At 72.5% G+C, this 13282-nt stretch carries 9 protein-coding genes; 5 read left to right on the top strand and 4 right to left on the bottom strand.

The genetic code is table 11. From position 1 onward, the window contains the following. Positions 1-2: 2 nt before the first annotated feature. From ACGFR7_RS29110 to ACGFR7_RS29100, 3 genes are all read right to left on the bottom strand, one after another. Entirely contained in the window at positions 3-908 is a 906-nt protein-coding gene (locus ACGFR7_RS29110) for a DNA-3-methyladenine glycosylase family protein (RefSeq protein ID WP_393325000.1), read from the bottom strand. A gap of 183 nt (positions 909-1091) precedes the next feature. Next, entirely contained in the window at positions 1092-2174 is a 1083-nt protein-coding gene (locus tag ACGFR7_RS29105; RefSeq protein ID WP_393324998.1) for a sugar phosphate nucleotidyltransferase, read from the bottom strand. Positions 2175-2696: 522 nt separating this feature from the next. After that, positions 2697-4055 (bottom strand): peptidoglycan recognition protein, encoded by a 1359-nt coding sequence (locus ACGFR7_RS29100; protein WP_393324996.1) that lies wholly within the window; start codon positions 4053-4055, stop codon positions 2697-2699. 128 nt (positions 4056-4183) lie between these two features. Here ACGFR7_RS29100 and ACGFR7_RS29095 point away from each other — a divergent pair, with 128 nt between their 5' ends. The 4 genes from ACGFR7_RS29095 (at position 4184) to ACGFR7_RS29080 (ending at position 10248) form a co-directional block, all read left to right on the top strand. Then, on the top strand, positions 4184-4945 hold the full coding sequence (locus ACGFR7_RS29095; protein ID WP_393324994.1) for a TIGR03089 family protein: 762 nt from the start codon (positions 4184-4186) through the stop codon (positions 4943-4945). A 280-nt stretch (positions 4946-5225) separates the two neighbouring features. After that, the gene (locus ACGFR7_RS29090) at positions 5226-6464 is read left to right on the top strand and encodes an LCP family protein (protein WP_393324993.1); all 1239 of its coding nucleotides are present in this window, start codon (positions 5226-5228) and stop codon (positions 6462-6464) included. 227 nt (positions 6465-6691) lie between these two features. Then, complete coding sequence (locus ACGFR7_RS29085) at positions 6692-8446, top strand: LCP family protein (RefSeq protein ID WP_393324991.1); 1755 nt, start codon at positions 6692-6694, stop codon at positions 8444-8446. Positions 8447-8517: 71 nt separating this feature from the next. Further along, a complete protein-coding gene (locus tag ACGFR7_RS29080; protein WP_393324990.1) occupies positions 8518-10248 on the top strand; it encodes an LCP family protein in 1731 nt (576 codons plus the stop codon). Positions 10249-10461: 213 nt separating this feature from the next. Here the strand turns inward: ACGFR7_RS29080 and ACGFR7_RS29075 are convergent, their stop codons facing one another. Then, complete coding sequence (locus tag ACGFR7_RS29075) at positions 10462-11511, bottom strand: glycosyltransferase family 2 protein (RefSeq protein ID WP_393324988.1); 1050 nt, start codon at positions 11509-11511, stop codon at positions 10462-10464. Between the two features lie 303 nt (positions 11512-11814). On the opposite strand from ACGFR7_RS29075, the gene ACGFR7_RS29070 reads away from it, so the two are divergent. Then, complete coding sequence (locus tag ACGFR7_RS29070) at positions 11815-13278, top strand: LCP family protein (protein WP_393324987.1); 1464 nt, start codon at positions 11815-11817, stop codon at positions 13276-13278. Positions 13279-13282: the final 4 nt, after the last annotated feature.

Raw genomic sequence — 13282 nt, 5'->3', positions numbered from 1 at the left:
GGTCAGAGCCGGGCGATGTCCCCCACGGGGAAGCGCGGGGCGCGGCGCGGCGGGACGCGGCCGGACAGCAGGATCAGCCGGGCCGCGCGGTGCCGCTGGCCCTCGTAGGGGGCGAGGAGTTCGAGCATCTGCTCGTCGGTGGTGCCACGGCGGCCGGTGAGGGCGTAGCCGATGATCTTCGGCAGATGCAGGTCGCCGACCGTGATCGCGTCCGGTGCGCCGAGGGTGCGCTGGAGGGTTTCGGCGGCGGTCCAGGGGCCGATGCCCGGCAGGGCCGTCAGCCGCCGGGTGGCGTCCGCGAGCTCCATCCGCGCGGCCTCCTCCATGCGGCGGGCGGCCCGCACCGCGCGCAGGATCGTGGCCGAGCGCTTGGCGTCGACGCCCGCGCGGTGCCACTCCCAGGAGGGGATCAGCGCCCAGCCGCGCGGGTCCGGCATCACCCGCATCCGGTCCCAGGGGCCGGGGGCGGCCTCGCCGTGCCGCTGGAGCAGGAGCCGCCAGGCGCGGTAGGCCTCGTCGCTGGTGACCTTCTGCTCCAGGATCGAGGGGATCAGCGACTCCAGGACCAGACCGGTCCTCGCGAGCCGGACGCCGGGGTGGCGGCGGCGGGCCTCGTGGACGATGCGGTGCCGGGCGGTGAGTTCCGCCGGGTCGTCACCCGCCCCCAGCAGGTCGGGCAGCCGGTCCAGCAGCCAGTCGGCGCCCGGGCCCCAGGCCTCGGCCTCGATGCCGCCGGCGGACGGGCGGGCCGCGAGCCGCAGCGTGCCGGGGCCCTGCGGCGTACGGCAGGCCCGCCACAGCTCGCCGCCGCGCACCGCGAACGCGGGGTCGCCGGGGCCGCGCTGCAGCACACCCAGTGTGCGGTGCAGGTCGAGCGGGCCGGGCGGGAGCCAGGTGCGGGCGGGCATGCGGCCAGGCTAGGCGATACGGCCGGGACGGCGCCGGGGCCTGTGGACAACGACGGGCCGGGCCCCGGTGAGCGGTCCACCGGGCTGCCGGGCTGCCGGGCTGCCGGGCTGCCGGGCTGCCGGGCTGCCGGCCCACGTCTACCGGCCCGCCGCCTTCCGGCCCACCGGCTCCTGTCCGGCCCGCTACTGGTCGGAGGAGAAGCGCACCGATGCGGCCGGGATGTCGGCGTCGCACCAGATGCGGATGCCGCCGCGCAGCTCGTTGTCGGCGCCGATCCGCGCGCCGTCGCCGATGACCGCACCGTCCAGGACCGTACGGGCCCCGATGCGCGCACCGGCACCGATCAGCGAGTCGCGGATCTGGGCGCCCTCCTCGATGACCGCGCCGTCCAGGACCGCGCTGCCGTCGACCCGGGCGCCGGAGCCGATGACCGTGCGGGCGCCGGCGACGGTGCCGCCGGTGAGTTTGGCGTCCGGGGCGACCTCGGCGGTCTCCAGGACCAGGCGGTCCCCGCGGCGGCCGGGCACCGCCGGGGACGGGGCGCGGCCGAGGACCAGGTCGGCGGAGCCTCGGACGAAGGCCTGCGGGGTGCCGAGGTCGAGCCAGTACGTGGAGTCGACCATGCCCTGGAGGTGGGCGCCCTCGGCGAGCAGGCCGGGGAAGGTCTCGCGTTCGACGGAGACCGGGCGTCCTGCCGGGATGGTGTCGATGACCGACCGGTTGAAGACATAGGCGCCGGCGTTGATCTGGTCGGTGACGATCTCTTCGGGGGTCTGCGGCTTCTCCAGGAAGGCGGTGACCCGCCCGGTGTCGTCGGTGGGGACCAGGCCGAAGGCGCGCGGGTCCTCGACCCGGGTGAGGTGCAGCGAGACATCGGCACCCGAGGTGCGGTGGGTGCCGACCAGGGCCGCGATGTCCAGGCCGGTGAGGATGTCGCCGTTGAAGATCAGTACCGGCTCGTCGGGGGCGGAGTGCAGCCGCTCGGCGACATTGCGGATGGCGCCGCCGGTGCCCAGCGGCTCGTGCTCGGTGACGTACTCCAGGTGCAGGCCCAGCGCCGACCCGTCGCCGAAGTACGGCTCGAAGACCTCGGCGAGGTAGGAGGTGGCGAGGACGATGTGCTCGACGCCGGCGGCCCGGGCGCGGGCCAGCTGATGGGTGAGGAACGGCACGCCGGCCGCCGGGACCATGGGCTTGGGCGTATGCACCGTCAGCGGCCGCAGCCGTGTGCCCTTGCCGCCGACCAGGAGGATCGCTTCAGTCACTGTGTCCTCTGTTCGCTTCTCCGCCCGCGCAGCGCAGCGGTGCGGCTCTCGTCGTCGACCGCAGCCCGGCGGCTGCACGTGCGACGCTCACTGTGTCCTCTGTTCGCTTCTCCGCCCGCGCAGCGCAGCGGTGCGGCTCTCGTCGTCGACCGCAGCCCGGCGGCTGCACGTGCGACGCTCACGGTGTCCTCTGTGCGCATCTCCGCCCGCGCAGCGCAGCGGTGCGGCTCTCGTCGTCGACCGCAGCCCGGCGGCTGCACGTGCGACGCTCACGGTGGCTTCTCTGCTTCCTGCTGGGGTCGGCCGATCGGCGGACCAGTGTAGGCAGACGGGCGTCCCGGCCGCCCCCGGCGGTGGGGGTGGCCCCGTGCTGTTCAGGCCACCGGGCGGCACGGAGCCGGGGCGCGGACGCCGTGGTCGTGAGGACGCGTCAACGGCCGGGACGGTTCAGTGGATCCTGCACTTCACACCATGCCGAACGCCCGCAAAACCGCGCATGATCACCCGATTCACCGCGGCGGGTCAGCGGCCCTGGAGCCCCGCGGCGGCGGCCCGGGCGGCACCGAGCTTGTTGTAGAGGTGCAAGCCCGGGCAGTCGGTGGTGAAGCCGTCGCGGTGGCCGGAAATGACGTGCAGCGGGACCTTGGAACCCTTGGGGAAGCGGTTGCCGCCGGCGGACAGCAGCTTCGTCATCTTGCGCGGATCGACGCCGTACAGGCCGAGCTTCCAGGCCGCCAGACGGGCGATGGCGTCCACGGCGCGCCGCGGCGGCTCGTCGTCGGTGAAGGTGCCGAGGACGGCGATTCCGGTGCTGTCGGCGTTGAAGCCGAGGGTGTGGGCCCCCATGACGGGCTTGGCGACGCCGCCCGCCCGGCCCTCGTAGACCGTGCCGCACTTGTCGATGAGGAAGTTGTAGCCGATGTCCCGCCAGTGGTTGCTCTTGACGTGGAAGCGGTACATGGCGCGGATCAGCGCGGGGGCCTCGTCGCAGCTGTAGTCGTTGCCCGAGCCGCTGTGGTGGACGAAGGCGGCGCGGACGGTGTCGGTATAGATGAAGGCCTTCTCCCGCAGTTCCTCGTCGGCGCCCCAGCCTGCCCGGGTGACGATCCGGGGGCGCGCTCCGACGTAGGCACGCTCCGGGGACAGCAGGCCCGCAGCGGCGATATCGGCCAGGGAGGCGACCTGGTCGAGGGCCGGGATCTCGGTGGCGCCGAGCGGGGCGAGCAGGGCGTTGGCGGCGGAGGCCGCGGCCGTGGCCGCCCCGGTGCCGACCGGGCCCGGCGGGCCGGCGTGCGCCCCGCGGAGGCCGCGCGGGGTCCTGCCGGGGTCGACGAGTTCCAGCCGCAGCCCGGCCGGGACGGTGGCCGGTGCGCGGTCGCTGCTCTCGGGGGTGATCCGTAGTTGGACGGCATCGGAGTCGCCGACCCACAGCGGAGAGGTGCTGCCCCTGACGTCGCTGCCGTGCCGTTCGGCGGAGCCGAGGTCGGGGGCGTCGTCGTTGTGGACCTGGACGTCCTGCCAGTCGGACCACCGGGTGGTGCCGGTGGCGCGGGTGCGGACCTGGACCCGGCCGTGCAGTTCGGAGGCGGCGTCTTCCCAGACCACCCCGAGGAGGGAGAACGGGTGCACGGTGCGGGCCGGCAGGCCGAGCGTCCTGGGCGCGGGCACCGTGGCGGCGTCACGGTCGGTGGCGTCGGGGGCTGCCGCGCCGGGCGTCGGCACCGGAAGGGACTGGGTGCTGCCGGGCGGCTCGGGGGTGCTCGTGGCGCGCGGCGCTGCGGCCGGGGCGGGGACGGCATGCGCACCGGCCGCCGGCGCGGAGGACAGGGCGAGGGCGGCGGTGCACACGGCGCCGAGGCAGGTCACGAGGAAAGGGCGCATGAATAAAATCCTGGACATGTCCGTACCGAACGCGCCAACGGTGACCTGACGGGGCATCGGCCGATCCGGTGGCCGGAAGAGCTGCGCCCGCCCCGCCGCCGGCCGCCGCCGCGCGTACCCTGGCCGCGATGAACGCCACCGATCGCACCCCCGCCGACCTGCTGAGTTCCGCGCTCGCCGCGGAGCCGGCCCGCCCGCTGGTGACCTTCTACGACGACGCCACCGGCGAGCGCGTGGAACTGTCCGTCGCGACCTTCGCCAATTGGGTGGCGAAGACCGCCAACTACCTCCAGGGCGATCTGGCCGCCGGGCCCGGCGACCGGCTCGCGCTGCTGCTGCCCGCGCACTGGCAGACCGCCGTCTGGCTGCTGGCCTGCTCCTCGGTGGGTGTGGTCGCCGAGGTGGACGGCGATCCGGCCGCGGCCGACCTCGTCGTCGCCGGGCCCGACCGCCTGGAGGCCGCGCGTGCCTGCTCCGGGGAGCGGGTGGCGCTGGCACTGCGCCCGCTGGGCGGCCGTTTCCCGCAGCCGCCCGCGGGCTTCGCGGACTTCGCCGTCGAGGCGCCGGGCCAGGGCGACCGGTTCGCGCCGTTCGCGCCGGTGGACCCGGCGGACGTGGCCCTGGTGGTGGGCGGCGAGGAGCTGACCGGCGCGGGCATCGGGGCGCGCGCCCTGGCCGACGCGGCGGCGGCCGGGATGCCGCAGGCGCCGCGGGTGCTGTCGGGGCTGCCGTACGACACCTGGCAGGGCCTGTCGTACGGGCTCTACGCCCCGCTGGCGACCGGCGGTTCCGTGGTGCTGTGCCGGCACCCTGACCAGGCGGGCGCGGAGGCCGCGGCCACCCGGGAGGCCAGCGAGAAGATCACGCACAAGGCGCCGTCACCGCACTGAGCACCGGCCACGTTGCCTGCACCGGGCCCACGTCGCCGTCACCGCACCGAGCACCGGGCACGTTCCCTGCACCGGGCCCACGCCGCCGTCACCGCACCGAGGGCAAGGCCCGTCGCCGTACCTCGCGGTCCTCCCCCGTCCGGCGGACCGGTGGCGCCCGTGACGGGCCGGTTCGCCCGTTTCGGTCCAGGATCTTGAGTACGTACAACCATGCGCGGGGTTCGTCCGTCTCTTGTTCCGTCCGGGCCCTCGTGCGGGCGCGACGCCGACTCCGTGAGGGATGGACGCACAGGTGACCGAGACCCCCGAGCCTCCCCGGTTCACCGGCTGGGACGAACGCCCGGCCGGGGGGCTGGGGTCACACCCGCCGGGGCCCTGGCGCGCCCCGCGCCGCCCGCGGGGCTGGCGGGGCTGGGCCGCGCTGGGGATCACCGGGGTCATGCTGGCCGGGGCCGGCAGCGGCTGGGCGGTCTTCGCCAAGCTCAACAGCAATATCCGCACCGACAGCGCCACCGAGAGGGAGCTGCGGAAGTGGGAGTCCGAACGGCCCCCGGCGGGTCCGCCGAACGCCGTGAACGTGCTGCTGATCGGCTCCGACAGCCGTAGCGGCGACAACCGCCAGTACGGCCGCGACGGCGGCCAGCGCTCGGACACCACCATGCTGCTGCACCTGGCGGCGGACCGGAAGAGCGCCACCGCGGTGAGCATCCCGCGCGACCTGATGGTGGAGATGCCGCACTGCAAGCGCCCGGACGGCACGGAAACCGCACCGCAAAAGACCCAGTTCAACGGGGCGTTCGCGCTCGGCGGCCCGGCCTGCATGATCCGTACGGTCGAGAAGCTGACCGGTATCCGCATCGACCACTACTTGATCATCGACTTCGTGGGCTTCAAGAAGATGGTGGATGCGGTGGACGGCGTCGAGATCTGTCTGCCCCGGCCGGTCCGCGACCCCGCGGCACATCTCACCCTGCCCGCGGGCCGGCAGACCCTGCACGGTGAGGCCGCGCTCGGATTCGTACGGGCCCGCAAGAGCCTGGGCAACGGCAGCGACACCCAGCGGATGCAGCGACAACAAGACTTTCTTGGCGCTCTCGTGAAGAAAGTGCAGAGCAATGGTGTGCTGCTCAATCCGACCCGGCTGTATCCGGTGCTGGATGCCGCGACGAGTTCACTGACCACGGACGCCGCGCTGGCTTCTCTGAAGGGGCTGTACGAATTGGTGCGCAGTACCCGTAGCATTCCCACCGGCCGGGTCCAGTTCATGACCGTGCCGCGCCGGGAGTACCGCTACGATCCCAATCGCGACGAGCTGGTCCAGCCGGACGCCGGCCGGCTCTTCGGGCAGCTGCACAGCGATCTTCCGGTGACCGTGAAACCCCCGCCCGGCACCGGGGAGAAGCCGGTCCGCACGGGAGCCGGAGCACCGGCAGTCCGGACGGGCAAAGCCGCCTCGCCGCCGGCGGGTCCGGGCACGTTCTTTCCCGGGACGACAGCGGGACACGGGGTCTGTGAATAAAGATGCCGCAAAGTACGCCTGGTGACGCGAATGGATTGGGCGGATTGCCCAGTTGTAGGCAAGTGGAATTTGTCACGGGCGTCGCGGGGCGCTGAACTGGGCGGATAGTGTGAGCGATCCGGTCGCAGGACCAGCTGACCGATGACCATGCAATACACGACCGATCGACCGACCGAGCGCCTTGAGGGGATGGCGCCGCGTGGCACCGACGGAGGACTCAAGGCACCGTGGACGCGCAAGGCCGTGGGCGGGCGGGCGACAACAACGTCGATCCCGCCGATCAGTGGGTGTTCGACCCGAACACCGGCAACTACGAGCTGCGACTTGACCATGCCGGTCAAGCCGACGCTCGGCCCGCCGACCGCAAGCCGGCCGGCTCGAGACGTGCCGCGGGCAAGTCGGGCGGCGACACCGACACCCGGCCGCTGCCGACCCAGCGCGGCCGCCGGGGCGAGGACGCCGGGGGCGACGAGCCCGCCGGCGGCGGGCGGGCGGCCCGGCGGGCGGCGGGCGGCCGCACGGCGTCCGCGGCCGCGGCGGGCCCGGCGAGCCGCCGCAAACGCAAGCCGAAGGCATCAGGGAAGAAGAAGGCGCTGTACTGGACGGCCGGTGTGGTGGGCTTCGTCCTCGTCGCCGGCTGCGGTGGTGCGTTCTACCTCTACCAGCAGCTGAACGGCAACATCTCCAAGGTCGACGTCGGCGTGGAGAACGACGCGGTCTCCGAAGGCCCGGTCAACGTCCTCATCATCGGGACGGACGCCCGCTCCGGGAAGGGCAACTCCGGCTACGGCGACGCCGGCAGCGTGGGGCACGCGGACACCACGATCCTGATGCACATCTCCAAGGACCGGACGAACGCCACCGCGCTGAGCATTCCGCGCGACATGATCACCGACATCCCGAGCTGCCCGACGAAGCAGAAGGACGGCTCGACGAAGAACATCCCCGGCGAGCACGGGGTGCGCTTCAACACCAGCCTGGGCCAGGAGGGCCGGGACCCGGGCTGCACCTGGCGCACCGTCGAGAAGATGACCGGGCTGAAGATAAATCACTTCATGATGGCCGACTTCAACGCGGTCAAGTCGCTGTCCACCGCGGTCGACGGCGTCGAGGTGTGTGCGGCCAAGGACCTCAACGACCCCAAGTCGCACCTGAAGTTGAAGGCCGGCCGGCACATCGTCAAGGGCGAGCAGGCGCTGGCGTTCGTCCGTACCCGGCACGCCATCGGGTTCGGCAGCGACCTGGACCGGATCAAGATGCAGCAGCAGTTCCTCAGCTCGCTGATCCGCAAGCTGAAGTCGAGCGCCTTCAGCAGCCCCGGCAAGCTCTACGACGTCAGCCAGGCGGCGACCAAGGCGCTCACCGTCGACACCGGCATCGGTACCGCGAACAAGCTGCTGGACTTCGGGACCGACCTCAAGAAGGTCGACATCGACAAGGTCACCTTCGCCACGGTGCCGGTGCTGGACAACCCCGACGACCCGGCCACCGTCATCCTCAACAAGACCGCGGCGGACCCGCTGTTCGCGATGGTCCGGGCGGACCACACCCTGGCCAAGGGCAAGAAGGGCAAGGGCAAGAAGTCCGCTCCGGTGAAGAAGGCCCCGCCCGAGCAGGTGCGGGTCGACGTCACCAACGGTGGCGGGCCGATCGGTTCGGCGCAGGAGACCGTGGACTGGCTGCAGAACTCCAAGGCCGCCAAGCTCTCCACCAACGCCGGCAACGCGCCGTCGAAGCTGGCCACCACCCGCCTCGAATACGGGCCCAACCAGGCCGACCAGGCCGCCACTCTGGCCGACTGGATGGGGCTGCCCAAGAGCGCGCTGAAGAAGTCGTCGCACAACGCCGGTGACCGGGTGCCGATGAAGCTCACCCTCGGCAAGGACTTCAAGGCGCCGGGCACACCGATCGACGCGCCGACCGAAACCCCGGACGGGGTGCAGAACGTCAATGCAGATGACAAGAACGTCTGCGCGAAGTGACCTGAGCGGGCTCCGGCCGCCCCACCGAGGCGCCGAACGCACCATCGGACTCATAACGGGGAGAGGGCCCAATGCGGCAGAGCAGTGTGCGCGGTGACCGATCACGCCGGCGGCGCCGGCCGGATGCGCCGGATGCACAGGAGCTGGGCTGGGACGACGGGCTGTACGCGGACAAGGGCCTGCCGCCGGACGCTCCCGGCTGGACGCCCTCCGCGGGCGCGGACGGGCCCTCCTCGGGCGGGGACGCGTCCTTCGGCGACGGGGACGGGGACGGACCCGCGGAGGACGGCGGCCACCGCAAGGGGGGCCGGCCGCGCCGCGGCAAGGGCCGCAAGGTGCTGCGCTGGACCTCCCTGACCCTCGCCGTCCTCATAGTGGGCGGCGCGGGCGCCGGGTACTGGTACTACGAGCACCTCAACGCGAACCTCCGCAAGGCCCCGCGGTCCCTGGCCGGGGACGGTCTGAAGAAGCCGGATCCCAACGCCTTCGGGCAGAGTCCGCTGAACATCCTGCTGCTGGGCTCGGACGGCCGGAACAGCAAGAAGAACATCGAACTCGGCGGCGCCCGGCAGGACGCGGACCGCAAGCCGCTCGCCGATGTGCAGATGCTGCTGCATGTCTCCGCGGACCGCAGCAATATGTCGGTGATCTCCATCCCGCGCGACACCCGGGTGACGATCCCGCAGTGCACCGACCCCAAGACCCACAAGGTCTATCCGCAGACCTCCGCGGCCATCAACCAGTCGCTCCAGCACGGCGGCCCGGGCTGCACGCTCGCCACCTGGCAGGAACTGACCGGCATCTACATCGACCACTTCATGATGGTCGACTTCTCCGGCGTGGTGGACATGGCGGATGCCATCGGCGGCGTCCCGGTCTGTGTCGACAACAACGTCTACTCGCACGACAGCAAGGGCCACGGCAGCGGGCTCAGGCTCACCAAGGGCACCCACGCCGTCAAGGGCGTCCAGGCCCTGCAGTGGCTGCGCACCCGCTACGGCTTCGAGGACAACACCGACATCGGCCGGGCCAAGGCCCAGCACATGTACATGAACTCGATGGTCCGCCAGCTGAAGAAGGGCACCAAGCTCACCGACCCGGGGCAGCTGCGTGACCTGGCCGAGGCCGCGACCAAGGCGCTGACCGTCGACGACAGCCTCGACACCGTCAAGAAGCTCTACGACCTGGGCAGCGACCTCAACCGGGTGCCGACCAAGCGCCTGACGATGGTCACCATGCCCTGGCAGTACAGCCCCGACGAGTCGTATGTCATGCCCAAGCCCGGCGACGCGGACGCGACCTTCGCGCTGCTGCGCAACGACACCGCGCTGGACGGCAAGGACAAGAAGAAGAGGGCGGCGCCGGACCCGAAGCCGTCAACTCCCAAGGGGCAGCTGAAGGTTGTGGTGCAGAACGGCACCAACAGCACGGTGAACGGCCCGGTCTCCGGCCGCGCGGCGGTCATCCAGCAGCGGCTGTCCGGCCTCGGCTACACCGCGGCAAGCACCGACTCCGCGCTCACCACCCAGGCCGACACCACCGTCACGTACCGGGACAAGGGGCAGCGGGGCGACGCGCTGGCGCTGGCGAAGGCGCTGGGACTGCCCAAGGGCGCGGTCCGGGAGTCGAGTTCGGCCACCGGGATGCGGCTGGTGATCGGCAGCGACTGGCGAGGCGGCTCGGCGTACCCGAAGCAGTCGGGCGAGGAGAAGGGCGCCGACAAGGCACCGGACAGCGCCGATGCGCTCAACGGCGAGGACTCCAAGGCCTGCATGAAGGTGAACCCGCAGTACAGCTTCTAGGCGCCTTCCGGGGCTGCCGGCGGAGCCTGGGGCTTTCCCCCCACCCATGGGGGGGACCCTGGGACTTTTTCCCCACCTATGGGGCGGACCCTGGGACGTTCCCCCCACCTATGGTTTTTCCCCGCCGCCCACCCCCCTTCGGGGGGTGGGCGGGTGTGGAGGGGAGGTTTCCCGAAGGCGGGTGTGAAGTCTTCCCGGCGGACCGGCCCCGGCCTACTCCGCGCCGGCCGGCCCCGCCGCTCCGGCCGCCGGGGCCATGACCGCCGGGCGGCGGCTGGCGATGACCCTCTTGGCGAGCGAGCGGGGGCTGGTCAGGAAGCCGACGCCCCAGGCCATGTGCATGGTGGCCAGGGCGAGGGGGATCTGGGCGCGCGCCTTGAGCGACAGCCCCTTGCCGGCGGGCACCGACCCCGCGGCGATCGCCGCGAGATAGCCGCCCGGGACGATCAGCGCCCAGGGTGTCACCGTCGCGCCGGCCACCAGGCCCGCCGCGATGGCGCACACCGCGGTCGGCGGCGCGAGGTAGCGCAGATTGATCGAACCGGCGTGGTAGCGGGCGACGACATGGCGCCACTTGCCGTAGTCCTTGTACTGCTTGGCCAGCGCCTTGACGCTCGGCCGCGGGCGGTACTGCACCCGCAGCTCGGGCGAGAACCAGATCTGCCCGCCGGCCTCACGGATACGGAAGTTCAGCTCCCAGTCCTGGGCGCGGATGAACTCCTCGTTGTAGCCGCCCTGCTGCTCCAGCACCTCGCGCCGGAAGACGCCGAGGAAGACGGTCTCGGCGGGGCCGGCCTGCCCTCCCGTGTGGAAGGCGGCGTTGCCCACACCGATCTTGGAGGTCATCGCGGCGGCAACCGCGTCCTCCCAGGCGTTCTCCCCCTCGGCGTGCATGATGCCGCCGACGTTCGCGGCGCCGGTCTCCTCCAGGAGGCGCACGGCGGTGGCGACGTAGTTCGGCGAGAGCATCCCGTGGCCGTCGACGCGGACCACGACCGGGTGCCGGGACGCCTTGATCGCGGCGTTCAGCGCGGCGGGGGTACGCCCGGTCGGGTTCGGCACGGTGTGCACCCGCGGGTCTTCGGCGACGAGCTCGGCGGCGATCTCGTCCGTACGGTCCGTGGACGGGCCGAGGGCGATCACCACCTCCATCTCACCGGCGTACTCCTGCTCCAGGATGTGCCGGACCGAATTGCGCAGGTGACGTTCCTCATTGAGCACCGGCATGATCACGGAGACGGCCGGGGGCTGCTGCTGCGGCATGGTTCCTCAGGGGTACGGCCCGCGGTGGAGCCGCCAGCGACGGCAGCGCCCGCCGGGAGACTGCAGTATCGCGCCTCACGTTACCGCGAATGGGGGACGGCGCCGGACGCAGCCGGGTGGCCGGGCGGCGGGTGCCCGGCGTGTGGCGCCGCGCATCCGATCATATGGACCTACGGTGCTCTAGCCGGATTTACCCCATTCCTCCCTATGTTCCTCCCTCCGCTCATCCCTCTGCTCCTCCTCCCCGCCCCCGCTCTTCCCCTCACTCCTCCCCCCGCCCGTCCTGCCGCGGAGGTGTCCCCCGTGACCGCGCCGTTCCGCTCCCCCCGTCCGGCCAGGCGCCGGGCCGCCCGGCCGAACCCGCGCCGGCGCCCGCCCGGCCCGCGCTGGGGGCTGCGGATCGGTGCGGTCACGTCCGTGCTGCTGCTGGCCGCGAGCGGGGTCGGGCACGCCGTGGTCACCGGCGTGGAGAGCGGCATCGGCCGGGTGGACGCCTTCACGGGCATGAGCAACCGGCCCGGCGGCGGCGACGGGCTGAACTTCCTGGTCGTCGGCACGGACGGGCGCGACAAGCTCACCCCCGGCGAGAAACGGAAGTACCACCTCGGCGGCGCGCCCTGCCACTGCACCGACACCCTGATGCTGGTGCATCTCTCCGCCGACCGGGACCGCGCCAGCGTGGTCAGCCTCCCCCGTGACTCCTATGCCGAGGTCCCCGCGCACACGGACGCGGTCACCGGCCGGCAGCGCCCCCAGCACGCCATCAAGCTGAACGCGGCCTATGCCGAGGGCGGCCCCAGCCTCACCGTGCGGACCGTCGAGCACATGACGGGGGTGCACATCGACCACTATCTGGAGGTCGACTTCACCAGCTTCATGCGCAGCGTGGACGCGGTCGGCGGGGTGGAGATCTGCACCGTACGGCCGCTGCGCGACAGCTATACGGGCCTGGATCTGCCGGTCGGAAAGTCGCGGCTGAGCGGCGGCCAGGCACTGCAGTACGTGCGCTCCCGGCATGTCGACGGCTCCGCCGACCTCGGCCGGATGCAGCGCCAGCAGCGCTTCCTGGCCTCCCTCATCCACAAGATCACCTCCTCCGGGGTGCTGTTGAACCCGATCCGCTTCCGGGACGTCGCGGACACGATGCTGGGATCCGTACGCGCCGACTCGGGCTTCGCGGCGGGCGACCTGGTCGATCTCGGGCAGGCGATGCGCGGTTTCACCCCCTCGTCGTCGGAGTTCACCTCCGTGCCGCTGCGCAATGTGGCCCAGCCGGTGCCCGGCGTCGGTTCGACCGTGCGGTGGGATCCGGTGCAGGCGCCGAGACTCTTCCAGGCGATCCGCGAGGACAAGCCGCTCGCGGTGCACCGGGACCGCAAGGAGCCGCGGGCCAGGGTCGTGGACGTACCGCCGGGACAGGTCCAGGTGCGGGTCGGCGACGGCAGCGACCGCCCGGGACCGGACGCCGCGGTGGCCAGGGAACTGCATGCCACCGGGTTCGCCACCACCGGCGCGCCCGGCGCCTCCCCCCTCGGCAGGGCGCCGCGCACGGTCATCGCCTACGACCCGCGCTGGGACCGCTCGGCCCGCTCGCTGGCCGCCGCGCTGCCGGGCGCCGAGCTGCGCCCGGTGGCCGGGCGGGGGCCGGTGATGCAGGTGACGGTCGGCCGGGACCACCCGGCGGTGCAGCGGGTACGGGCCGAGGAGCCGCCGCAGAAGCCGGGCGGCATCGCGGCGATCACCGGTGACGAGGCGGTGTGCACATGAGCGA

It is taken from the genome of Streptomyces sp. NPDC048516, assembly GCF_043199875.1.
GTDB lineage: Bacteria > Actinomycetota > Actinomycetes > Streptomycetales > Streptomycetaceae > Streptomyces.
The sequence above is the reverse complement of the archived record's forward strand: the minus strand, read 5'-3'. Positions and strand labels throughout refer to the sequence as shown.

What these genes read in the sequence shown, in the direction of transcription:
- ACGFR7_RS29090 (WP_393324993.1), top strand. Translation starts at nt 5,226, where the DNA reads ATGGACGCACAGGTGACCGAGACCCCCGAGCCTCCCCGGTTCACCGGC.
- ACGFR7_RS29110 (WP_393325000.1), bottom strand. Translation starts at nt 908, where the DNA reads ATGCCCGCCCGCACCTGGCTCCCGCCCGGCCCGCTCGACCTGCACCGC.
- ACGFR7_RS29100 (WP_393324996.1), bottom strand. Translation starts at nt 4,055, where the DNA reads ATGCGCCCTTTCCTCGTGACCTGCCTCGGCGCCGTGTGCACCGCCGCC.
- ACGFR7_RS29080 (WP_393324990.1), top strand. Translation starts at nt 8,518, where the DNA reads ATGCGGCAGAGCAGTGTGCGCGGTGACCGATCACGCCGGCGGCGCCGG.
- ACGFR7_RS29075 (WP_393324988.1), bottom strand. Translation starts at nt 11,511, where the DNA reads ATGCCGCAGCAGCAGCCCCCGGCCGTCTCCGTGATCATGCCGGTGCTC.
- ACGFR7_RS29095 (WP_393324994.1), top strand. Translation starts at nt 4,184, where the DNA reads ATGAACGCCACCGATCGCACCCCCGCCGACCTGCTGAGTTCCGCGCTC.